Source organism: Paenarthrobacter sp. NyZ202 (assembly GCF_049860755.1).
Lineage (GTDB): Bacteria > Actinomycetota > Actinomycetes > Actinomycetales > Micrococcaceae > Arthrobacter.
The window spans coordinates 2,234,156-2,257,038 of record NZ_CP187556.1; the positions used below are offsets into that span (position 1 = coordinate 2,234,156).

Annotated in this window: 20 protein-coding genes; 7 read left to right on the top strand and 13 right to left on the bottom strand. The window is 60.7% G+C overall.

The window, feature by feature from the left end; translation table 11 throughout:
- Positions 1-93 precede the first annotated feature (93 nt).
- Complete coding sequence (locus tag ACPFL9_RS10350; protein ID WP_426007440.1) at positions 94-1,455, bottom strand: aspartate aminotransferase family protein; 1,362 nt, start codon at positions 1,453-1,455, stop codon at positions 94-96.
- Positions 1,456-1,487: 32 nt separating this feature from the next.
- Positions 1,488-2,546 (bottom strand): phosphotransferase, encoded by a 1,059-nt coding sequence (locus ACPFL9_RS10355; RefSeq protein WP_426007441.1) that lies wholly within the window; start codon positions 2,544-2,546, stop codon positions 1,488-1,490.
- Positions 2,547-2,791: 245 nt separating this feature from the next.
- Between ACPFL9_RS10355 and ACPFL9_RS10360 the strand changes: the two genes are divergently transcribed.
- Entirely contained in the window at positions 2,792-3,466 is a 675-nt protein-coding gene (locus ACPFL9_RS10360) for a haloacid dehalogenase type II (RefSeq protein ID WP_426007442.1), read from the top strand.
- Positions 3,467-3,546: 80 nt separating this feature from the next.
- On the opposite strand, the gene ACPFL9_RS10365 is transcribed toward ACPFL9_RS10360, so the two are convergent.
- From ACPFL9_RS10365 to ACPFL9_RS10405, 9 genes are all read right to left on the bottom strand, one after another.
- Positions 3,547-4,221, bottom strand: a complete 675-nt coding sequence (locus tag ACPFL9_RS10365; protein ID WP_426007443.1) for a GntR family transcriptional regulator — start codon at positions 4,219-4,221, stop codon at positions 3,547-3,549.
- Between the two features lie 61 nt (positions 4,222-4,282).
- The gene (locus ACPFL9_RS10370) at positions 4,283-5,209 is read right to left on the bottom strand and encodes an ABC transporter substrate-binding protein (RefSeq protein ID WP_426007444.1); all 927 of its coding nucleotides are present in this window, start codon (positions 5,207-5,209) and stop codon (positions 4,283-4,285) included.
- A gap of 332 nt (positions 5,210-5,541) precedes the next feature.
- Entirely contained in the window at positions 5,542-6,234 is a 693-nt protein-coding gene (locus ACPFL9_RS10375) for a GntR family transcriptional regulator (RefSeq protein WP_426007445.1), read from the bottom strand.
- Positions 6,235-6,272: 38 nt separating this feature from the next.
- A complete protein-coding gene (locus ACPFL9_RS10380; RefSeq protein ID WP_426007446.1) occupies positions 6,273-7,727 on the bottom strand; it encodes an NAD-dependent succinate-semialdehyde dehydrogenase in 1,455 nt (484 codons plus the stop codon).
- A gap of 25 nt (positions 7,728-7,752) precedes the next feature.
- Positions 7,753-9,006 (bottom strand): aspartate aminotransferase family protein, encoded by a 1,254-nt coding sequence (locus ACPFL9_RS10385; RefSeq protein WP_426007448.1) that lies wholly within the window; start codon positions 9,004-9,006, stop codon positions 7,753-7,755.
- 79 nt (positions 9,007-9,085) lie between these two features.
- Positions 9,086-10,222: an N-methyl-L-tryptophan oxidase gene (solA, locus tag ACPFL9_RS10390; RefSeq protein WP_426007449.1), complete on the bottom strand. Its 1,137-nt coding sequence runs from the start codon at positions 10,220-10,222 to the stop codon at positions 9,086-9,088.
- 2 nt (positions 10,223-10,224) lie between these two features.
- The gene (locus ACPFL9_RS10395) at positions 10,225-10,992 is read right to left on the bottom strand and encodes an amino acid ABC transporter ATP-binding protein (RefSeq protein WP_426007450.1); all 768 of its coding nucleotides are present in this window, start codon (positions 10,990-10,992) and stop codon (positions 10,225-10,227) included.
- A complete protein-coding gene (locus ACPFL9_RS10400) occupies positions 10,989-11,876 on the bottom strand; it encodes an amino acid ABC transporter permease (protein WP_426007451.1) in 888 nt (295 codons plus the stop codon). The genes ACPFL9_RS10395 and ACPFL9_RS10400 overlap by 4 nt, the downstream gene beginning before the upstream one ends.
- Before the next feature lie 55 nt (positions 11,877-11,931).
- Positions 11,932-12,852: an ABC transporter substrate-binding protein gene (locus tag ACPFL9_RS10405; RefSeq protein WP_426007452.1), complete on the bottom strand. Its 921-nt coding sequence runs from the start codon at positions 12,850-12,852 to the stop codon at positions 11,932-11,934.
- Positions 12,853-13,215: 363 nt separating this feature from the next.
- Between ACPFL9_RS10405 and ACPFL9_RS10410 the strand changes: the two genes are divergently transcribed.
- From ACPFL9_RS10410 to ACPFL9_RS10435, 6 genes are read left to right on the top strand one after another with little or no spacing between them, the layout of a single operon-like run.
- Positions 13,216-13,890, top strand: coding sequence for a haloacid dehalogenase type II (locus ACPFL9_RS10410; protein ID WP_426007453.1), 675 nt, complete (start codon positions 13,216-13,218; stop codon positions 13,888-13,890).
- A 30-nt stretch (positions 13,891-13,920) separates the two neighbouring features.
- Entirely contained in the window at positions 13,921-15,198 is a 1,278-nt protein-coding gene (locus ACPFL9_RS10415; RefSeq protein WP_426007454.1) for an NAD(P)/FAD-dependent oxidoreductase, read from the top strand.
- 44 nt (positions 15,199-15,242) lie between these two features.
- Positions 15,243-16,790, top strand: a complete 1,548-nt coding sequence (locus tag ACPFL9_RS10420; protein ID WP_426007455.1) for an aldehyde dehydrogenase family protein — start codon at positions 15,243-15,245, stop codon at positions 16,788-16,790.
- Positions 16,787-17,911 (top strand): tartrate dehydrogenase, encoded by a 1,125-nt coding sequence (locus ACPFL9_RS10425; protein ID WP_426007456.1) that lies wholly within the window; start codon positions 16,787-16,789, stop codon positions 17,909-17,911. Before ACPFL9_RS10420 ends, ACPFL9_RS10425 begins: the two co-directional genes overlap by 4 nt.
- Positions 17,908-18,888 carry a D-2-hydroxyacid dehydrogenase gene (locus tag ACPFL9_RS10430; protein WP_426007457.1) on the top strand — a complete coding sequence of 327 codons (981 nt, stop codon included), beginning with the start codon at positions 17,908-17,910 and terminating at the stop codon, positions 18,886-18,888. The genes ACPFL9_RS10425 and ACPFL9_RS10430 overlap by 4 nt, the downstream gene beginning before the upstream one ends.
- A gap of 34 nt (positions 18,889-18,922) precedes the next feature.
- Positions 18,923-20,431, top strand: a complete 1,509-nt coding sequence (locus ACPFL9_RS10435; protein WP_426007458.1) for a CoA-acylating methylmalonate-semialdehyde dehydrogenase — start codon at positions 18,923-18,925, stop codon at positions 20,429-20,431.
- A gap of 295 nt (positions 20,432-20,726) precedes the next feature.
- Here ACPFL9_RS10435 and ACPFL9_RS10440 read toward each other — a convergent pair whose 3' ends face one another.
- Together ACPFL9_RS10440 and ACPFL9_RS10445 are read right to left on the bottom strand one after the other, a co-directional pair.
- On the bottom strand, positions 20,727-21,392 hold the full coding sequence (locus ACPFL9_RS10440) for a GntR family transcriptional regulator (protein ID WP_426007459.1): 666 nt from the start codon (positions 21,390-21,392) through the stop codon (positions 20,727-20,729).
- 61 nt (positions 21,393-21,453) lie between these two features.
- Positions 21,454-22,860 (bottom strand): NAD(P)/FAD-dependent oxidoreductase, encoded by a 1,407-nt coding sequence (locus ACPFL9_RS10445; RefSeq protein ID WP_426007461.1) that lies wholly within the window; start codon positions 22,858-22,860, stop codon positions 21,454-21,456.
- Positions 22,861-22,883: the final 23 nt, after the last annotated feature.

Sequence of the window (22,883 nt, forward strand, 5' to 3'; positions counted from 1 at the left end):
CCAAACACAACGGCCCGGCTCCGCAAAGGAGCCGGGCCGTTGTGTCTGTATCCGTGGGTTCTGGCGCTGGAGGGGATCATCAGTGGCGGAGGCCTACCTCAAAGTCGTGAAAGCCTTCTCCATACCTTCCAGGAGCCGATCGGCGTCATTGCTGGAGAACGGCATCGGCGGGCGGAGTTTCAGGACGTTCCCCTGGGCGCCGCACGCGGAGATGAGGATCCGATCCCGTCGCAGGGAATTCACAATTTCCGTTGCTGCACTCCCGTTGGGGGAGAGCGTGGACCGGTCGGTGACAAGATCAACTCCGATGAAGAGACCGCTTCCGCGGACTTCCGCGACTTGTTCCACGTCCTGGGAGAATGCCTTTAGTTCAGAGACGATCTTGTTGCCGACCTCAAGGGCGTTCGGGAGGAGTGCTTCCTCGCGAATGACGTCCAGGACTGCCTGAGCCGCGGCGATGGCTACTGAGTTCCCACCGAACGTATTGAAGTAGCGGATGTTCTTGCCAAAGTCCACGAGGAGTTCGGGCTTGAAAATCGCAGCCGCTACCGGGATGCCGTTACCCATCGGCTTGCCGATGGTGACGATGTCCGGGATGATTCCGTGGCGTTGGAAGCCCCACCATTCCTCACCGGTGCGGCCAAAACCCGGCTGCACTTCGTCGGCGATGTACAACCCGCCCGCCGCGTGGATTTCCTCCACTATCGGACGGAGGAAGCCGGTCGGGCCGGCGTAAACGCCGTCCGAAGAGAAGATGCTGTCTGCGATGAAAGCTGCTACACCAATGCCATGCCGGTGGAGGTCCGCAATGGCACTGCGGACCTGCTCGCGCAGGTGATCCTCCAGGGAGACTGTGTCGGAGGAGTAGCGCAGGGCGTCCGGCGCATCAATGACCCGGACGTTTGGACCCAGGGGAACGCCGACACCCAATGATGGTGAAAATGACGACACCTCCGCGGTGAGCCCGTGGTACGCGCCGGCGGTGACGATGATGCCCTGGTTGCCGGTCACATATTTTGCCACCCGCATGGCCAAATCGTTGGCTTCGGATCCCGTGCAGGTGAACATGACATGGCCAAGTTCGGCAGGGAACGTAGAGAGGAGCTGTTCGGAGTACTCGAGGATGGGCTCCTGGATGTAGCGGGTATTGGTGTTCAAGGTCTGCATCTGCTGGTGCACGGCTTCGATGACACGGGGGTGGGAGTGGCCGACGGACGGGACGTTGTTGTAAACGTCGAGGTACTCATTGCCGTCCCTGTCGAACAAAGTCACGCCTTTTCCGCGCACGATCTCCAGTGGTTCGTCGTAGAAGAGCCGGTAGCCGGGACCCAGGCTGCGGTCGCGGCGTCGAATGTTCTTCTGCAACGGTTCGGGAAGTTCATTGAGCCGGGCGGGATCGAAGCCATTGACCATGGATTGCGATGGTTGACGAATGGCTTTTGCGGCGGTGCTCATGGTGTCTCCTTGAATGAACGTGGTGTTGGGGTTCAGGGCTTGGTGCTGAGTGTGGGCGCTGGGGCAGCGGCAGTGGAAAAGAGGCGGTCCCAGTCCGATTTTGAATGGGAGAGAAGGTACTCGCGTCGTTGGGGTAGCTGGTTCGCCCGCCACTGGGTGATCAGGGCACGCAGAAGGAGTCGTGCTTGGGCGGCGACAAGAAGGGCGTCCAATTCCCGCGTCGAAAGCGGGCGGACCCTGAGGAAACCGTTCAAGAGATGCAGCGCCTGATCCCACGGACTGTCAGCATCCGTCCCAAGAAGATTTGCCATGGTGACGCTGACATCAAAGATCACAGGGGTGCGCACAGCGTCCCCGAAGTCGATGATGCCCGTCACGTATCCGGGATGCAGCGGGTCGACGAGAACATTGAAGGGGCTGAAATCTCCGTGGATAACCTGCGTGGCGAAGCTGTCCAGGAATGGTACGACCCTTGTGTCGAATTGATTGAAAATTCGCTCGGCAAGGGCGCGTTTCGGTTCGTCCTCGACGTACTCAAGCAGGGGGCGCATCCTATGGAAATGCTTGAGGTCCCAGAGGAGCAGCCGGTCAGCACGGGGGTGGTCAAAGTCCTGGAGTGCGAAGCCCAGATCGGCAAGCCGCGAACCTAGCAAGTGCAATTGGCCAACAGTAGCGGCGTGGTTCGCCAGCAGGTCTCCGGGCATGAATCGCATTACCCTCAGTACGCGATCAAAGGAGCCATCGGTGGTCTCGAGGAGCACTTGCAGGCCCCCGTTGCAGTCGGGCACGATGCGCTGAACCGGAAGTTGCGGGGCGACCTTTTCCAAGTGCGCCATGCAGGCGGTCTGGAACTGGACTATGTCCGGGTTTTCGTCCGCCGATGACACCTTGATCAAATAGGTGTCGTCGTCATCCTGAAAGCGAAAAGTTTCATCCTTCTCGGTGGGAATGCGTATCAGACTGCCCTTCAGCCCGTAGTGCCTGTGGAGCAAGTCCAGGACGATCGGCTCTGCGAGTTGGGGCATCGCTGTCAAGAGTCCGCTCTCGAATGCCACGGCATCAAAGAAGGCGGAGTCTGCGCTTGTTTCCATGTACTTGGCTCCTGAGACTTGGAGGACTGAGCAAGAAAAAGTGTCCTGCTGTTCAACAGTTTTACAAAGATTAGGCCAATTTCTGCCGATAGGTCAACTGTAGAACTGTTGACAATTTGCAGTTCTGATCCCTAGTATCAAATCAACGGCGTGGGGGAACACGAACCACGTAGCCCTAACGCCTGCAGTTTCCTCGAGAGGCCCTGCGAGTCAGTAGCCCCCTCCCTATCAAGAACGGAAGTCTCATGGCAGACAGCAATTCCCGGCCTAAGTACATCTCTTTCGATATCTACGGCACACTCATCAACTGGGACACGGACAGCACCACACGCCGCCTTCTGGCCGGCCGCCTGCCCGAGGAGCAGTGGCCTGCGTTCAAGAAGGTGTTCCGTGGCTACCGGTTTGATGAAGTCCTTGGTGACTACAAGCCTTACGAGCAGATCCTGCAGGATTCCTTCGACAGGGTTTGCAGGTTTTTCGGCATCGGGCCCACCCCCGGTGCCGGTGCAGAGTTGGCCGATGCGGTTCGCGGCTTTGGTGCCCACGATGACGTGCCGGCACCGCTGAAGCTGATGGGCGACAACTACAAGCTGGTGGCTCTCTCCAACGCAGATGACAGCTTCCTGGACATCAGCATCCCCAAGCTCGGCGCCGAATTCCACGCAGTGCTGACCGCGGAGCAGGCACAGGCCTACAAGCCGCGCTACCAGGCCTTCGAGTACATGCTCGACACCCTGAATGCCAAGCCGGAGGACTTCCTCCACATCGCATCACACACGCGCTATGACATGCACCCCATGCATGACATGGGCTTCCGCAATCTTTGGGTGCTGGACCGTGGCTACGATCCCATTACCGGAGGTTACGACTACAACACCGTCAAGTCCCTGGATGAGGTCAACAAGCACCTCGGACTCTGATGGTGTCGGCCAGGTAATCCGTACCCTGCGAACCCAAAAATGCCCGGACGGGGGTGTTCCCCGTCCGGGCATTGTGCTGTCTAACTGGTGGAGTGCCGTTGGGCAACCACCTGACGTATGGATTCCCGGTACTGGATGATCGTGTCCGAGAGAACCTTCTCTGCCAGAATGGGGTTGCGGGAGTCCAGGGCGTCAACGATGTTCTGGTGTTCGGCTTCCAGGGAATCGGGATCCTCGTATTCGTGGTTTTCAACCGAGAGCACGAACATGAAGTACCTCAGCTCGGTCACCAGTTGCTGATAGAAGATGTTCAACTTTTGGCTGCCGAGAAGTCCCACGATCGCGCTGTGGACCGCAAGATCCTTCTCAACGATCTTGAAAGGGTCTTCCGTTTTCAACGCCCCGCGGAATTCTTCCATGGCCGCATGTACCTCATCCATCGATGTGGCTTCGGTAATACTCCGGGCTGCAGTGGTCTCGAGGTGGTACCTCGCGTTGTAGACGTCCATGATCTCGGCGTCAGTGGGATCCCACACGATTGAACCCAGGTTGGCGCGATGCCGAATGAGGCCGCCCGCTTGGACAATGCGGACGGCCTCGCGGACAGTATTTCTGGAAAGGCCCAGTTTCTCGGCCAGCAGACTCTCCCTCAAGCGTTCACCGGGCTTAAGCCCTCCGCTGAGAATCATCGCGGTGAGGCCGTCTGCGACCTGTTGCACCGTGGATGAGTGGACAATTTTTATCTGCTCGATCATTGCTACATCGTACAGTGGTTTCAACTGTAGGACTGTAGACCATTCGAGAGGTTTTGTCGGATCAGCGAATTGCTGCCTCAGTGATGGCAGAGTCGCCGAGCCCCCAATACTCAAGGGATTCCTTGTATTGAGGCGACTCCAACATGGACTGTATGGCCCTCTGGAAGGCCGGCGTCAACGGTGAGCCCTTCTTCAACCCCATGGCGACGTTCGTGTCTGTGCGTGTGTCCATCCTGGGCTCAAGAACGACAAAGTGCTCGGGTTGCTGGACCTGTGCCCAAGCCAGCCCGCTGGCGTCATAGAAAACACCGTCAATGCGCTTGGAGTCGAGCTGGGTCAAGGCTTCCTGGACATTGGGCAGTGTGACTGGGTTGATGGCAGGTTTGCCCTTCTCTTCGCAAGTCCACTTGGAGACGTTGGGGAGGTGCTTGAGCTGCTGCGTGGAGCCCTTGGTTACGCCGATGCTCTTGCCGCAGAGGGCGCCGTTGCTCAGGTTCTGCGGGTTGCCTTTGGGTACAGCAATGGCCGACCCGCCTTTGAGGTAGTTGATCATGTCCAGGACTTTGAGGCGTTCCTCGGTGGCGGACATTGTGGTTGCCGTGAAGTCGTACCGACCACCATCAATGCCGGGGATGATGGTGTCGAAGGCTGTGTTTTCGAACCTCAGTTTCAGCCCCAGCTTCTTGGCTACCAAACGGGCCAGGTCGGGGTTCACGCCGATCGGGGTGCTGTTGTCTTCGGCAAGGAATGTCATCGGCGGGGAACTCAAATCCATGGCGACAGTGAGTTCACCTTTGTCCTTCATCGACTGGGGTAGTAGCGCCACGGCAGCTTCATCGGGCTGGACGCCTTCTGAGATGTCGCGGGTGTTCTGTGTTTTGGGGATGTCTGCGGCCTGGGAGCCGGTAGCCGTGCCGCCACAAGCGGTCAATGCGAGCAGGACAGCCAGTCCGGCAGCCGCCGTTTGGAATCCAGTGATGACCTTCATATTGCTTCCCTTCGTGGGACCAGGGGCGGTGCCGCCCGAGGTGGTTTCTCAAGGTGCTTCCCGTGCTGCGTGAGGTGGGTTTCTCAAGTGCGCCCCAAGCCGCGTCGTCGGGGCATGGGAGGTGAAGCCCGCTTTGGACGGCTGATTGTGATGCAGCTCTCGTCCTGATCAATTCAAGCGTGGAGGCTCATTATTGTCAACAGTTCTACAGTTCTAGAGTTGAACGCCAAGGACCTGACGAGAAAGGGCCCCTGCCCGGTCAATACCAGGCAGAGGCCCTTTTCAAGGCTCAGTTTGGATGCTGACACCTCAGTGTTCCGCGGTGGGAGTTGTTAAGCGGTAATTTCCGTGATCTCGGGCTTTGAGGTGAGGTCCTCTACAGCTTTCTGCATGTGCCGTTTGATGGCCTTTTGCAGGCCCTGGCGATCCGCGGCCTCCAAATGGTCAAGTATCAGCTGGTGCTCCTGGACGAGCGCGTCTATCCGGGGGTAGGCAACCTCAAGGCTGAGGATGCACATCCTCGTCTCCGCTGCCAGGGTCTGATAGATCCTGATGAGCCGCGTGTTCCCCGTGCCGGAGACAAAGGCAGTGTGGAATTCCATGTCCAGCCGGGCCAGCGCCTGCCAGTCGGAAGCGGCAACCTGCTTTGCCATGTTCTTGATGATTCCTTTAAGCACACGGCAGGTGTCGGAAATTTTGTCTTGTCCCGAGTCCAGGAGCGTAGTGGCGGCAGCCAGCTCAACAGCTTCCCTCACCGCATAGATTTCGCGGATGTCGTCTTCGGAAAGTTCGGCAACGAACACCCCGCGGTTCCGTTTGCTGACCAGAATTCCTTCCTGGCACAACCGCTGCAAAGCCTCCCGAAGAGGGCCCCGGGAGGTGCTGAGCTGGCTGGCCAGCGCAGATTCATTGACCTGTTGTCCCGGGCTGAACGCTCCCTGGACTATGAGCTCCCTTAATTGATCGGCGATCAACTGTGCAGTAGGCCGGCCCTCCAATACGAACATCGTCTCCGGTGCCGCCATGACATCCCCTTATCTCTTACGTTGACACACTGAATTTACTAGACCGCTATGGCCGTGTACTTGTACTCCAGGAATTCATCGATGCCCACCTTTCCACCTTCGCGTCCGAGGCCGGACTGCTTGACTCCGCCGAAGGGTGCTGCAGGGTTGGAAACAAGGCCGGTGTTGATTCCCACCATGCCCACTTCCAGACCGGTGGAGAACTTCAAGGCTTTGTCCATGCTTTCGGTGAAGACGTAGCCCACCAGGCCCCATTCGGTGTCGTTGGCCTTCTGCAGGACTTCCTCTTCGCTGTCGAAAGCGGAGATCGCAGCAACGGGGCCGAAGATTTCGGTGCTCATCAACTCAGCGTTGGCAGGTACGTCCACCAAAACCGTGGGGGAGTAGAAGTAGCCTGGTCCCTCCGGGCGGGCGCCGCCGGTAAGTACGCGTGCGCCCTTGGATACTGCGTCATCGACGAGGCTTTGGACTTTGTCCAACCCCTTCTGTTCGATGAGCGGTCCCACGTCTGTGCCTTGCTGTGCCCCGTTTCCGACGCGAAGTTCAGAGATCTTCTTGGCAAACTTTTCACTGAACTCGGTCAGGACGGAGCGGTGGACGAAGAACCGGTTCGCGGCGGTGCACGCCTCGCCCATGTTCCGCATCTTGGCTTTCATGGCCCCGTCCACAGCCTTCTCGATGTCAGCATCGGCCAGGACAATGAAGGGTGCGTTTCCACCCAGTTCCATGGAGGACCGCATCACATTATCTGCCGCCTGCCGCAGCAGTACCTTACCCACTTCAGTGGAGCCCGTGAAGCTGATCTTCCGGGCAATTCCGCTGTCCGTCCACGTCCTGACCACAGCGGAAGCGGACGAGGTAGTGACCACGTTGAGTACGCCGTCGGGCAATCCGGCCTCCTTGAAGAGTTCCACCAGGGCCAGGGAAGTCAGGGGCGTCAGTTCTGCCGGTTTGAAGACCATGGTGCAGCCGGCCGCGACCGCCGGGGCGATCTTGCGGGCCCCCATCGCCAGCGGGAAGTTCCAGGGCGTGACCAGGACCGAAGGGCCAACGGGTTCTTTCGTGACCAGGATCCGGGTGTTGCCGTCCACCGAACCGGTAGCGTCGCCGCCGACGCGTACTGCTTCCTCGGAGAACCACCGCAGCATGTCGGCGCCGTAGGCCACCTCGCCGCGGGCTTCGGCCAGGGGTTTGCCCATTTCAGCGGTCATGATCGCCGCGAGCTTGTCGGTGTTTGCGGTGACCAGTTCGAAGGCCCGGCGCAGGATGTCAGCCCGCTCGCGCGGCGTGGACCTGGCCCAACCTTCCTGCGCGCGTCCGGCCGCTTCAATAGCACGGACGGCGTCTTCAGGGCCTCCGTCGGCGACGTGCGCAATGACCTCGTTGGTGGCAGGGTTCTCCACAGCAAACGTGGCCCCGGACGTGGCCTTGTGCCAGGCCCCGTCAATGAACAAGTCTGTCCGCAAGTTGCTGGGATCAAAGGAAGGATTCATGCCGTTTCTTTCGGTGAGCAGGTGGTCAGGAAGTGGCCGTTTTGAGTGCCTGGGTGAACCTGGCGAGACCGGTCTGGATTTCGTCGGCGGTGACGTTGAGCGCCGGAATCACCCGGATGACATTGCCGTGGGGACCGCAGGTGAGAAGCAGGAGTTCCTCGGTGATGGCCGCCTGCTGCACGGCAAGTGCGGTTACTGCGTCGGGAATATTGTCAGGTGCTGTGAACTCGATGCCCTGCATCAGGCCGCGCCCTCGGACGTTGCCGATGACGGCGAACTCGGTCTGCAGCTTGTCCAGCCCTGCCCGCAACTCGTTACCTCGGAGCAGGGCGTTCTCCACGAGGTTCTCGCGCCGAATGACGCCCAGGGTTGCCACCCCGGCTGCAGCTGCGACTGCGTTTCCTCCGTAGGTGCCACCTTGGGATCCAGGCCAGGCCTTGCCCATGAGTTCGGATGTCGCGGCAATGGCCGAAATAGGGAAGCCGCTTGCCAGGCCCTTGGCCGTAATGACGACGTCGGGGCGAATGTCGGCCCAGTCGTGTCCCCAGAACTTGCCTGTGCGCCCGACGCCGGCCTGGACCTCGTCAATGATCAGCACGATGCCGTGACGGTCTGCCCTTTCCCGGAGGCCCTGCAGGAAGGCCGGCGGTGTGGGGATGTAACCGCCGTCGCCAAGTACCGGTTCAATGATGAAGCCTGCGGTGTCGCTGGGGTTGCTGATGGTCATCAGCAGGTGGTCCAGTTCCTTCAGCGCGAAGTCGACGGCGGTGGCCTCGTCCCAGCCGTAGCGGTACCAGTGGGGGAATGGTGCTACGTGGACGCCACTCATAAGGGGAGAGAATCCGGAGCGGAACTTGGTTCCTGCCGTGGTCAGTGACGCCGCAGCAACAGTCCGGCCGTGGAAGCCACCCTGGAAGGAAATGATGTTCGGTCGGCCCGTACCCATGCGCGCCAGGCGGATGGAGGCTTCCACGGCTTCGGAACCGGAGGTGGCGTAGAAGACGCTGTCCAGTCCTTGGGGCAGGACGTCGCCAAGGAGTTCCGTGAGCTCCAGCAGGGGCTTGTGCATCACGGTGGTGTACTGGGCGTGCACAATTTTACCGACCTGTTCGCGGGCTGCGGCGACCACATCGGGGTGGCAGTGACCGGTGCTGGTGACACCAATTCCGGTGGTGAAATCGAGGTACTTCTTGCCATCAGTAGCGTGGATCCAGCTGCCCGCCGCATGGTCGACCACTACGGGTGTCGCCTGCTTCAGGATGGGGCTGAGAGTTGCCATGTCGTCATACTTTCTTAGTAACTGTAGATTGTCAACAATAGGCGATGCAGGTCACAGCCTATTGCTTGGCGGGGTTTGTTCAGCGGGGGTTGAAGCGCTGGGGCCGGAGGAACTCCAACCCGTTGAAGATCTGCTTGCCGAGTGCCTCGGTCGCAGCTATTTCGCCGTAGCCGGAGGCCATTTTGAATCCTGCCCCGGAGAAGCCTGTAGCGGCATAGACCCTGCCGGTGTCTCCCACGTATCCCAGAAGCGGATTCCGGTCACTGGTGAACAGTTCCGGGAAGGCATCCGAGCGAACGACTGTGGGTACCAGGCCGGGGAAGAACTCGGCCACGGTTTCCATGGTTTCGGCGATTTCTTCCACGGACAGTTCGCGGTTTATGGCGGCGGGATCCAGGGCCGGCCTGCCGCGCCCGTCAAGGGTGGCCTTGACGGTGGCCCCATCCACGGCCGGCGCCCCATACATGGAGCGGTCTTCATAGATGCGGCTGAAAACAGGGAAGCGTTCGGGCGCGAACTCCTTGGGCTCCCGGGCAACGAACCACGAAAGGAAGACCCGTCGTGGTTCGACGTGTTCCTTTGCGTACGCCGGCAGCAGCTGCCGGGACCAACCCCCCGAGGCGACAATAACCTGCTCAAATGTCCACGACTCTTCACCGGCGGTGATGGCGACGCCGTTCTCTGTTTCGGTGATGCTGTCAATTGCCGTATTGGTGCGGACCGTTGCGCCATTGGCCTGGGCCGCGGCAATGGCTGCGGTGACGGCCCGATCGGTTCGCAGGGCGCCGGAATTCGGGTCGAAGACCGCGACGTCGTCGGGCCGCAGGTTGTGCTGGGGGTAGCGTTCGGCCAATTCCCGGTGGGACAGCAGATGATGCTCTGCTCCCGTAATCCCGGTGGTTTCGAGGACGCTGGCGAGGTAGCCCCCGTTGGCCGCTCCGATGGAGAGCCCTCCGCAGCGGATGAGGATGTCCTGGCCGGTTTCAGCCTCGAGTTCAGCCCAGAGTTCCTTGGAGCGCTGCATGATGGGGTAGTAGCCCGGATGCCCCTTGTAGATCATGCGGAACAGGCGCGTATCACCACCCACGGCGCTGCGTCCATGGGCGGGATGTTGCGCTTCGAATCCGGTAACGGAGTCCGTGAGGCGGGAGGCCTGCCAGAGGGCCATACTCCCGATGCTGCCGAGACCGATGACGGCGAGTTTTCCATCTGTCATGGTTAGAGGACCTGCTTCAGGAAAGCTTGGGTGCGGGCTTCTTTGGGGTTGCTGAGGATCTCGCGGGCGTCGCCTCGTTCAACCACGATGCCGTCGTCCATGAAGATGAGGGAATCGGAGACTTCGCGGGCGAAGCCCATCTCGTGGGTGACCACCACCATGGTCATGCCCTTCTTGGCCAGATCCTGCATGACGCTGAGGACTTCCCCTACCTTTTCAGGGTCCAGCGCCGAGGTGGGTTCATCGAACAGGATGATGTCGGGGTCCATTGCAAGTGACCGTGCGATGGCGACGCGTTGCTGCTGGCCACCGGAAAGCTCTGCCGGGTAGCGGTCCCCGAACTGACCGAGTCCAACGCTGGTGAGCAGTTCCTGTGCGCGTTTGGCCGATTCCTTCTTGTCCGCCCGCTTGACCAGCACAGGCCCGGACATGACATTTTCAGCGGCGGTCATGTTGGGGAAGAGGTTGAACTGTTGGAAGACCATGCCTACTCGCGTGCGCTGCTGTGCCAGCTTCTTTGGTGGCAGTGCGTGGTAGGCGTGATCGGTTTCGTAGTACCCGAAGTCTTCACCATTGACCTTCAGGACGCCGGAATCGACAGTTTCAAGGCCGTTGATGCAGCGCAGGAGAGTGGACTTGCCCGAGCCCGAAGGGCCGATAATGCAGCAGATCTCACCGCTGGCGACCTCGAGGTCCACGTCTTTGAGAACCGTTTTGGGTCCGAATGACTTTCGGATGCGGCTGGCTTGGATGGTACCGGCGGTGCTCATCGTGCGATTCCTTCCGGTGCGGTCAAAGTGACTTTTTTGGATTTGCGGGGGATCCGGACGGAGGTGTGTGAGTACTTCTGTTCGAGCTTGGACTGCGGGTAGCTCAACACCAGGGTCATGACGAGGTACCAGAGGCTGGCCACAATCAGCAGCGGAATGGTCTCGTAGGTGCGGGCGTAGATCAGCTGGGCGCTCTGGAGCAGTTCGGCCACGCCCAGGACGGAGACCAGGGAGGTTTCCTTGAACATGCCGATCACCTGGTTGCCGGTGGCGGGGATGATGGAGGGCATTGCCTGGGGGATGATGACCTTGCGCATCTTCATGGCACCGCTCATCCCCAAGGAGTCTGCGGCTTCGATCTGTCCCTTGCCCACGGCGGAGAATCCGCCACGGATGATTTCTGCCATGTAGGCGGCTTCATTCAGGGTCAGACCCACCAGCGCTGCGGTGATCGGACCCATCAAGGCGTTCGTATCAATGGCGGTGCCGATGTCAGTAAAGGGGATACCGATTGACAGATTCGGGTAAAGGGCAGAGATGTTGAACCAGAAGATGAGCTGCACCAGCACAGGCGTTCCACGGAACAGTGTGATGTAGGCGCCCGCGGCGATGGCGATGGGTTTGATGCTTGATGCCCTCATGATGGCAAGGAGCAGTCCCAGCAGGGTACCGAGGGCCATGCTGGCCACCGTAAGGAAGATCGTAAGCATCAGTCCGCGCAGGATGGATTCCGCCGTGAAATACTTCGCTACCGTTCCCCATTTGAAGTTCGGGTTGGTGGCTACGGAGTAGAGCATGCCGGCGCCCACGAGGATCGAAACTGCCCAGGCCACGTACTCGAACGTGCTGCGCCGCTTCAGTCGCGGTTTCAGGGCGGAATCCATTCCGTTCATTGTCTGTTTGCTTCGGTCAAGGGTTGCTTGCTTCATGATGAACCTGCTAGTTCAGTTTGGCGTCGGTGATGGCGCCTGATTCCAGGCCCCAGTTTGCGAGAGCTTCCTTGTATTCCTGGGTTTCAAGGACGGACTGGATCGCTGCCTGAAGGGCGGGCGTCAGTGGGGAATCCTTTTTCAGGCCTACGGCGGTGAGGTCGCTGGAGCCCACGTTGACTCGACCAATCATGGTGAAGGCGTCCGGTTGCTGCTTGGCTGCCCAGCCGAGGGCGGTTGTGTCGTAGAGGATGCCGTCGATGCGCTTGGAGTGCAGCTGTGTGAGCGCTTCCTGGACGTTGGGAAGCGTCACGGCGTTGATTGCCGGCTGACCCTTGGAAGTGCAGGTCTGCTCGCTCAGTGCCGGAAGGCGCTTGAGCTGTCCGGTGGAGCCCTGCGTCACTGCAACGTTCTTTCCGCAAAGCGTCTCAACGGTGAGGTTGAGCGGGTTCCCCGAAGCTGCCACAACGGACGTGCCGGCCTTGAAGTAGTCGATCATGTCCAGGACCTTCAGTCGTTCTTCCGTCTTGGACATCGTGGTGGCGGTGAAGTCGAAACGTCCGCCGTCCAGGCCGGGAACAATCGTGTCGAACTTCGTGTCCACGAACTTCAGTTTCAAGTCCAGCTTCTTGGCGATGAGCCTGGCGATGTCCGGGTTCAAGCCGATCGGCGTGCTGTTGTCCTCGGCCAGGAACGTCGTGGGTGGGTAGTGAAGGTCCATGGCGACCGTCAGCTCACCCTTGTCCCTGTATGACTGCGGCAACAATGCCACCGCGGCTTGGTCAGGCTGGACACCCTCGGAGATGTCACTGGTGTTGTTGGTCTGGCTGGTGTCCGCCGAGTCGCTGCTCGCGGCACCTCCGCATGCGCTCAAAGCAAGCAGCAGGGCAATGCCTGCAGCCGTAGTCTGCGCTTTGAATATGGTCTTCATGATGCTTCCCTTCGAGGGTTTCAGCTGGGGGAGGATTTGACAGTCACCAGGAGGATTATGTGGTCCCGTCGATGTTCGGCGGAGCGTGAATGTGATGCGGATCTCTCCTGCGTCTAAGAGCAATGCAACCTCCAAAACGGTAGATTGTCAACAATTCACACTGAGATTTTCTTCGATTCTCCCAAAGGGATCCCTATCCGCGGGGATCACCTAAAACTGTTGACAATTTACAATTCGGGCTTCTACAGTCGAGATATCCGGCAGCAACCCCGTGGCCGCTCCAGCCCGGTCTGGTTCGCTCCCGTTGAACATGTCCATATCCAGGGCAGACCCGCCCCGCCTCCCGAATGAACGGAAATTCCCATGGCAGAGACCAACTTCCGCCCGAAGTACATCTCCTTCGATGTCTACGGCACGCTCATCAACTTCGACATCGATCCAACTACACGTCGACTGCTGGATGGTCGCATTTCCGAGGAGCAGTGGCCGGAGTTCAAGAGGCAGTTCCGTGGCTACCGGTTTGACGAGGTCCTTGGTGACTACAAGCCGTACGAGCAGATCCTGCAGGACTCCTTCGACAGGGTGTGCAAGCGTTGGGGAATCGGACCCACTGAAGGTGCAGGGGCGGCGTTTGCAGATGCCGTGCGCGGTTGGGTTGCTCACGATGACGTGCCGGCACCGCTGAAGCTGATGGGCGACAACTACAAGCTGGTGGCTCTCTCCAACGCGGATGACAGCTTCCTGGACATCAGCATCCCCAAGCTCGGCGCCGAATTCCACGCAGTGCTGACCGCGGAGCAGGCACAGGCCTACAAGCCGCGCTACCAGGCCTTCGAGTACATGCTGGACACCTTGAACGCCAAGCCTGAGGACTTCCTCCACATTTCTTCGCACACCCGCTATGACGTGCATCCGATGCACGACCTGGGCTTCCGGAACCTTGTGTTGCTCGACCGTGGCTATGACCCTGTCACTACGGGCTACGACATGTTCAGCGTGAAGTCCCTCGACGAGATCAACAAGCACCTCGGTCTCTGACCCTGATTCCCTGAGGCGAAAGGCCATCCCGTGAAACTCATCCCTTACTGGCTGGACACAGCCGAGCCTTCCGGTGACTACCGCAGCACGCCCGTGCCGGATAACGTCGACGTCGCGGTTATCGGTGCCGGCTTTACAGGCTTGTCCGCTGCGCTTGAGTTCGCCCGGCAGGGCGCGAGCGTCGCGGTCTTCGAACGCCACACCGTGGGCTGGGGGGCATCCGGTCGCAACGGTGGAATGGCCACGACCGGGCTCGCCATCGGTTTCAGCTCCGCGGTCAAGCGGTACGGCGAGGCCCGTGCCGCGGAGTACTTCCGCGAGTACAACGACGCGATCGACAGCATCGAGAAGCTGGTCCATGACTACGCGATCGATTGCGACTTCAACCGCTTCGGCAAGCTCTCTCTGGCCTACCACGAGTCGCACAACGACGGCTTCAGGAAGTCCCAGGAGTTGCTGGCCAAGCTCGTGGACCACCATGTCACGCTGATTCCGAAGTCGGATATCCACAGCGAGATCGGAACCGACTTCTACCAGGGCGCCATGATGGACCCCCTGGGAGCCGGACTCCACGTGGGCAAGTTCGCCCACGGCCTGGCCGGCGCGGCAGCCAACGCCGGCGCACAGATCTGCGAGAACGCGGGCGTGACCGAACTCAAGCGGGTCAACGGCACGGTCCATGACGTGCATACGACGCGCGGCATCGCACGGGCGAAGCAGGTCCTCGTTGCTACCAGCGGTTACACGGGCAACGTCACCCCGTGGCTGCAGCGCCGGGTGATTCCTGTTGGCAGCTTCATCATCTGTACCGAACCGCTGCCCGAAGACGTGGTCAACCGGATCCTGCCGAACCGCCGGATGGCTTCCGACAGCAAGATGCTGACCTACTACTTCCGGATCACCCCGGACAACAGGCTTCTTTTCGGGGGCCGTGCCAGGTTCGCGCTTTCCAGCCCGGACTCGGATGTCAAGAGTGCCACAATTCTCCGCAAGGCCATGCTCGAACTCTTCCCGTACCTGTCCAACGCAAAGGTGGATTACATCTGGGGCGGCCTGGTGGACCTTTCCATGGACCAGATGGTCCACGCCGGGGAGCACGATGGACTGTTCTACTCGCTCAACTACAGCGGGCACGGTGTCCAAATGGCGGCCCACATGGGCAAGCGCATGGCGCATTACATGGGAGGGGACAAATCCGCGAACGTCTGGGGCGACCTGAAGAACCCCCCGGTGCCGGGCCACTTCGGCCCGCCGTGGTTCCTGCCCTTCATCGGCGCGGCAGCCAAGATCATCGACCGCGTGAAGTAACCCCCTTCAGGCAACACAGCAAGTATCAACCAGTAAGGCTTCGGATGACGACAAAGACAACCGTGGGTGGGCTGCGGCCAAAATCCGCAGGAGAGACCGCCTATCAGCGGACACAGGTCGCAGACCTGCAGGGAGGCGCCTTCCATGAAGGAACCTGGCAAACGACGGACATGACCGTCGAAGTCCGGGACCCTGAAGACGGGCTCCTGCTGGGAACCGTATGTTCGTCCACCCCGGAGGACGTGCGGCGCGCCGTTGCCCACATCCACCGGCACTTACTGGAGGTTGATTGGCCCCTGCGCCAGCGACGTGAGTCTTTGGAAAAGGCGGCTGAATTGCTTCGCGGACAGGCGGTGCGCTTCGCCACCATCATTGCTGCAGAAAGCAGCAAGACCATCAACGAAGCCGAACGCGAGGTCCTCCGTTGCATCGAGACGCTCCGGCTTTCCGCTGCTGCATCCGTAGAGCTCCAGGGCGAGACCCTGGCTTTCGAAGACAGCTTGGCAGGCACGGGAAAGCTTGGTTGGTACAACCGCAAGCCTGTGGGAATCGTTGCAGCCATCACGCCGTTCAACGATCCGCTGAACCTGGTGGCGCATAAGCTGGGGCCGGCGCTCATCGGAGGCAACGGCGTCGTGCTTAAACCTTCCGGACGAACGCCCCTGACAGGGCTGGCCTTCATTCAGTTGTTATTGGACGCTGGAGTACCCGCCGGGCGGGTGGCTGCAATCGTTTCGGGCCCGGGCGTTTCCGAGGCCCTTGTGACTGACCCCCAGGTGGACTTGATCTCTTTCACCGGAGGGCCAAAAACGGCGGACAGGATTGCTTCATCCGCCGGCGCCAAGAAAATCCTCTCGGAACTTGGCGGCAACAATGCCACGATCGTCTGCGCGGATGCGAACGCAGGAGAAGCTGCGCAGGCGATCGTGGCGGGGGCTTTCGGCGTGGCTGGCCAGAACTGCCTGTCCGTCCAGCGGGTGTACGTGCACATTTCGCTCTTCGACCGGGTCCTTGATGACGTTGTGCGCGGAACCAAAGCGCTGCGGTCCGGCCCGAAGCTGGAACGCACAACAGATATCGGACCCCTCATCAGCGAAGCAGAAGCGCGGCGCGTCGAGGATTGGGTGGAGGAGGCGAAGGCCGCTGGTGCCACCGTCCACGTCGGCGGACGCCGGCATGGTGCGCACTATGCGCCAACTGTCCTCACGGACGTACCGTCCGCGTGCCGTGTGATCCGGGAAGAAGTCTTCGGCCCGGTGGTCAGCGTTCTCCCATTCATCGAGGTCCAGGATGCTGTTCGTGCGGCCAACGACACCGAGTTCGGGCTTCAAGCCGGGGTTTTCACAGAATCGTTCAGCGAAGCCCTGGCGATAGCGGAAAAGCTCCACGTGGGATCAGTGGTTATTAACGAGACCAGTGATGTGCGGATCGACTCGATGCCCTTCGGCGGCTTCAAGCGCAGCGGCGTAGGAAGGGAAGGCGTCAAGCATACGGTTCGTGAAATGACCGAACCAAAGAACACCATCATCCAATTGCCTGAATCATCGTCAGGCTGGCAGCAGTTCGCTGCAACCACGATCGGAGCAGTATGACCACCCACAAAATTGCCGTTATTGCCGGTGACGGGATTGGCAAGGAAGTTGTTCCCGCCGCGCTGGAGTGCCTGGAACGAATCGCCCGGCTTCATTCCCTGGACCTGCAATTCACGCACTTCGACTGGGGTTCGGACTACTACCTGCGCCACGGCCGGATGATGCCTGAGGATGGCCTTGAGCAGCTTGCACAGCATGATGCCATTTTCCTGGGCGCAGTCGGCTCACCGCAGGTCTCCGACGCGGAATCGCTGTGGGGGCTGTTGATCCCCATACGCCGTGAATTCCAGCAGTACATCAACGTGCGTCCGGTGAAAACGCTCGACGGCGTGAAGTCGCCGCTGGCGTCGAAGGAACCGATCGATATCCTCATTGTGCGTGAGAACAATGAGGGGGAGTACTCGGAAATCGGCGGACGCATCTACCGCGGGCAGCCGCACGAAACCGCCGTACAGGAGACGATTTTCACCCGCCTGGGAGTCTCCCGGGCAGCACACTACGCGGCATCCCAGGCTTCCGCACGGGGCCGACGACTGACTTCCGCCACCAAGAGCAACGGCATCATCCACACCATGCCGTTCTGGGACGAGATTGTTGAAGAGACGGCACGGCTCTTTCCGGAAGTAACCCTTAACAGCGAACTGGTGGACGCATTGGCCGCCCACTTGGTGTTGAAGCCGTGGACTTACGACGTAATCGTGGCATCCAACCTCCTCGGGGACATCCTGTCGGACCTGGGCAGCGCCGTGACAGGGTCCATAGGCGTAGCTCCGAGCGCCAACCTCAATCCGGAAGGCGACTTCCCGTCGCTCTTTGAGCCGGTTCATGGTTCAGCGCCGGACATTGCGGGCATGGGACTTGCGAATCCTGTCGGCCAGATGTGGTCCGGGGCGATGATGCTGGAACACCTCGGCCACCCGGAAGCAGCCAGGCACCTGCAGGCGGCGTTCGAGTCGGTCCTCCGTGAAGGGCTGGGAACCCGGGATGTTGGTGGTACCTCTTCCACCTCCGAGTTCACGGCTGCGGTCCTGGCAGCCATCGACGTCATTGATGCCGTTCCGTCCTTCGACGCTGCAATCGCCAGCACGCCCGCGGCAGTACCGGCGTCGTCATCATCATGAGCAGGGATCCGGCACCCAAGCGACCGGTTGTTGCTGTTCTGTACCGGGAAGCAATGCCACCCCGCCTGGATGAAGTCCGCGAGCTGGCTGACGTGCGCCCCACCACCGCTGAGGGACTGGCCGAAGCGATGGTTGGGGCGGATGTCCTTTACCAGTGGCATTCGTTCTCGCCGGCGCTGCGGGAGAACTGGCACGCAGCGTCCTCGCTTAAGTGGGTCCATGTATCCGCTGCCGGGGTGAGCCAACTGATGTTCGACGAACTGGTGACCAGCGACGTCGTCTATACAAACTCCCGGGGCGTCCTCAGCCGGGCCATCGCTGAGTTTGCACTGGGTTTCGTCCTGGATCTGGCCAAGGACTCCCACGGGTCCTACCGGCTCCAGCAGGGGGAGCGGTGGCGGCACCGGACGTCCAGGAAAATCGAGGGCCAGTCCGTGCTCGTTGTAGGAACGGGGTCCATCGGACGGGAGATCGGTAGACTCTTGCGTGCTGTTGGCATGGAAGTCAGCGGCGCAGCCCGTACCAACCGCGCTGGAGACGATGCCTTCGACGTCGTCTTTTCCTCTGCTGACCTGGCTGATGTGGTCCCCGCATTCGATTACGTGGTTCTTGCCGCGCCGCTGACTATGGCTACCAAACACTTGATTTCTGCCGAGGTGCTGTCGGCCATGAAACCAAGTGCGCACCTGATTAACGTAGGGCGCGGAGAGTTGGTGGACACAGATGCCCTGGTCCGTGCCCTGGCCGCCGGAGACATTGCCGGTGCCGCCCTGGACGTCGTCCACCCGGAACCGCTTCCCGGCGGGCACCCGCTCTGGAGTTTTGAGAACGTCATCATCACGCCACACATGAGCGGTGACACGGAGAACTACCTGGACGACCTGGGAAAGCTCTTCGTTGAGAACCTCAAGCGGTTCAGCCTCGGTAAGCCGCTACTTAACCAAGTGGACAAGGAACTCGGCTTTGTGCCGGCCTGACGCCCACCCTGCCTGCCATCACGAAAGACTGTCGATGTCGACGACCACTTTGACCACTATCAACCATTTCATCAACGGTGCTGAGTCCTCCGGTGAGGGTGACCGGACCCAGCCGGTGTATAACCCTGCGACCGGGCAGGTCACCGCCGAGCTGCGCCTGGCGAACGAGGCCGACCTGAACACCACGGTCGCCGCTGCCCGCAAAGCCGCTGATTCCTGGGGCGACATTTCCCTGGCCAAGCGCACCGCGGTGTTGTTCAAGTTCCGCGAACTGGTCGCAGCGCACGTGGACGAACTCGCTGAGCTGATCACGGCCGAGCACGGCAAGGTCCTCTCCGACGCCAAGGGCGAGATCGGCCGCGGCCTGGAAGTGATCGAATTCGCCTGCGGCATTCCTTCTTTGTTGAAGGGTGATTACTCGGACCAGGTTTCCACCGGCATCGACGTGTTCTCCTTCCGCGAACCGCTCGGTGTGGTGGCCGGTATTACCCCGTTCAACTTCCCCGTGATGGTGCCGTTGTGGATGGCCCCGATGGCGATCGCCACCGGTAACGCGTTCATCCTCAAGCCCTCCGAGCGGGACCCGTCCCCGTCACTGCTGCTGGCCAGGCTCTGGCAGGAAGCCGGCCTGCCCGATGGTGTGTTCCAGGTCCTGCACGGCGGCAAGGAAACCGTCGACGGCCTCCTGACCCACCCGGACGTGGACGGCATCAGCTTTGTCGGTTCCACCCCGATCGCCCAATACGTCCACGAAACCGCCACCAAGCACGGCAAGCGTGTCCAGGCCTTGGGTGGGGCGAAGAACCACGCGATCGTGCTCCCGGACGCTGACCTGGACAACGCCGCGGACCACCTCGCCGCTGCCGCGTTCGGCTCGGCAGGGGAGCGGTGCATGGCGATCTCGGTCGCCGTCGCGGTCGGGGACGCTGCCGATCTGTTGGTGAAGAAAGTTCAAGAGCGTGCCCTGGCCGTGAAGGTCAACAACGGCACCGAACCCGGCGCCGAAATGGGCCCGGTGATCACCCCGGCCTCCAAGGAACGCATCGTGAAGATCGTTACCGAAGCCGAGCAAGCCGGTGCTGCCATGGTGGTGGACGGCCGCCACCTGGTGGTCCCGGGCCACGAAGAAGGCTTCTGGGTCGGCCCTACCGTGATCGACCACGTCAAAACCGAAATGACCGCCTACACCGAGGAGATCTTCGGCCCCGTCCTGGTGGTGGTCCGCGTGGACACGCTCGAAGAGGGCATCAAGCTGATCAACTCCAACCCCTACGGCAACGGCACCGCGATCTTCACCTCCTCCGGCGCCGCGGCACGGAAGTTCCAGCGCTCAGTCACCGTGGGCATGATCGGTATCAACGTGCCCCTGCCCGTCCCGGTGGCCTACCACTCCTTCGGCGGCTGGAAAGCCTCCCTCTTCGGCGACAAGCACATCTACGGCCCCGAAGGCGTCTCCTTCTACACCCGCGGCAAAGTCATCACCTCCCGCTGGCCCGAAACCCACCACGCCTCCGGCGCCTCCTACAACTTCCCCTCCAACTAAGGCTGGCGTGACGTGCGTGCCTTCACGACCGTGATGGTATTTCTTGCCATGACAGGTATCGCTACTTGCGTCTTCGCGAACGGTGCATTCAACCTGGTGGGCGGGCTGTTGCTCCTGACGGTCGGCGGGGGAGGGCTGTCAGCGGCTTGGACCACGCATGCTGGCGAAAAGCCGGCATGGAAGGCGCCACGACGACCCTCTGAGTGAGAGGAAACCGAATGCCTTCACATGCCAAGGCCTACGTTCAATCCGAGCCGCTTAGCTGATACGCATGGAGGGCCCGGGCCGCAGCCACTCAGGAGCGGTCCGTATTTTCTTCGCCTTGGAGTGCGTTATGGAACTGTTTCTCCATCTCCCGGCGAAAGGCTGCCACGTCTCCTTCGAGGGCATGCTCAGCGAGCCTTTCGTGCTCAACGGCGAGTTCATGGAGGTCGTTGTAAGTTGGATGGTCGGCGGCGAAATAGAGCCGCAGCTTGTTCTCCCAGCCGTTCCACAGGGCTTGCAATGTCTTGTTCCCTGAGAACTCATAAAACAGCCTGTGGAAACGGAGGTGGGCGTCAATGCTCGCAGGAATATCGTTGGTATCGGTGGCGCGATAAAGCTCCTCGATAGTCTGCTTTAGCCTCAGTCGCCCAGGCCCGCGTAGTTCTGTGGCGGAGAGTTCGGCGGCGTAAGGCTCCACGAGCATTCGAATCGACGCGATTTCGGCGATGTCACGGGCGCTCACCTCCACAACGAACGATCCCTTGAACGGAACCTTCACCACCAGCCCCTCCTCTTCAAGGCGTGTCAATGCCTCACGGAGCGGAGAGCGGCTGATACCCAGGTCGGCGGCGATGTGGGTCTCACGCAACTGTTCCCCCGGAGGCACCGTCCCGTCCAGGATGGCAGTGCGCAGGACACGGTAGACGCCGTCAGGCGTGGTGGTGCGCTGTTCGTGCCACGCGAATTTGTTGTCCATCAGGCCACCTCTCTGTCGATTGTCGATTATATCGTCCAACGTTCCTCATACCTGGGCGCGGTTATTCGTGGAGGCCCGCCAGCCTGCTGCCGAACTTTGCCAGGAGCGACGTTGTGGTTGAACCCCGATGTTCTTCCCACTTGTCGGCAAAACCGAAGAGGCTGTACATACCGTGAACTCCCAACCAGCGAATGGGCTCGGGCTCCCATTTGGGTGCGCGATATCCCACCCAGGGAAGTGATGTTCGCTCCGTTTTCTGTTCGAATGCCAGCTCCACCAGTGTCCTGCCGCCGAGGTATGCCGCGGTGACGCCGTGCCCGGCGTAACCGGTTGACGAACCGATCCCTGATGCTTGGTCCCATTGAACGCCCCCGTTCCAGTCACGGGTTACGCCGAGAACCCCGGACCACGCGTGGTCGACTTGGAAGTCGATGCCGGGGAAGAAGGTACGAAGCTTGGTGGACAGCAGGTCAACGGTGGACCCGGCCGTTGAACCTGCACCGCCCGTCCCGGAGTTATACCGGTAGGGTTTGCCTCGGCCTCCGATGGCAATGCGGCCATCGGCTGTTCTCTGGGAGTAGATGAACGTGTGCGCGGAGTCGCTGAGGCACTGCGGTCCATTCCAGCCGATGTGTCGCCATGCTTCGTCCGGGAGGGGCTTGGTCACAATCATCGAGGAGTTGATGGGTATCAGGCTCCTGCTGCCGAGGAGTGGTCCGGAGTATCCTTCAGTGCAGATAAAGGTCTTTTCAGCGGTCACCCGTCCGTTGTCCAGTGTCAGTGTATTTCCGTTGATGCTGCCGACCCGGCTGCCCTCGAAGATCCTGACCCCCATGGACGTGAGGGTTTCTGCTAATCCGTGGACCAGCTTTGCCGGGTTAAGCCGGGCACAGTGCTTGTAGACGAGGCCCCCGTAGACAGTGGAGATGTTGATTTGTTCCTGGAACTCTTCACGGTCGATCAGGTAGACATCGTCGTCGGTCAGTCCGTATTTCCAGTCGGCGTCCCGTCTGGCCACGAGCCTGCCAAGCCCGGCTTTCGTGTGGGCAGCAACCAGCGCGCCGCTCTTGCGTTGATCGGCGTCGATGCCTTCCGCCCGCAGGATCTCCAGGACGGCGTCGACGCCGGCAACGAACTCCCGTTGCAATGCCCGGCTCGCCTCGATACCGCCCTTTGACGCGCGGGCAAACCGGGCCCTGTTTCCTGCGGGCATCGCTGACAGCCACCCGCCGTTCCGGCCGGAGGCTCCATATCCGATTTGCTCTGCTTCGAAAACCGCAACCGAGAGGGAGGGGTCGAGCTTCTTGGCGAAGTATGCCGCCCACAACCCCGTGTAACCGGCACCCACGATTGCCAGATCAACAGACTGTTCCCCAGCAAACCGGGGGTAGGGGCGCCTGTTCTTTTCGAGTCCGGCCATCCAGAAGCCGAGGTCCCCATTGCGGGGTTTTGCCGCGACGGTTGTCATTTTTGGTCCTTGTTGTGTGGGGA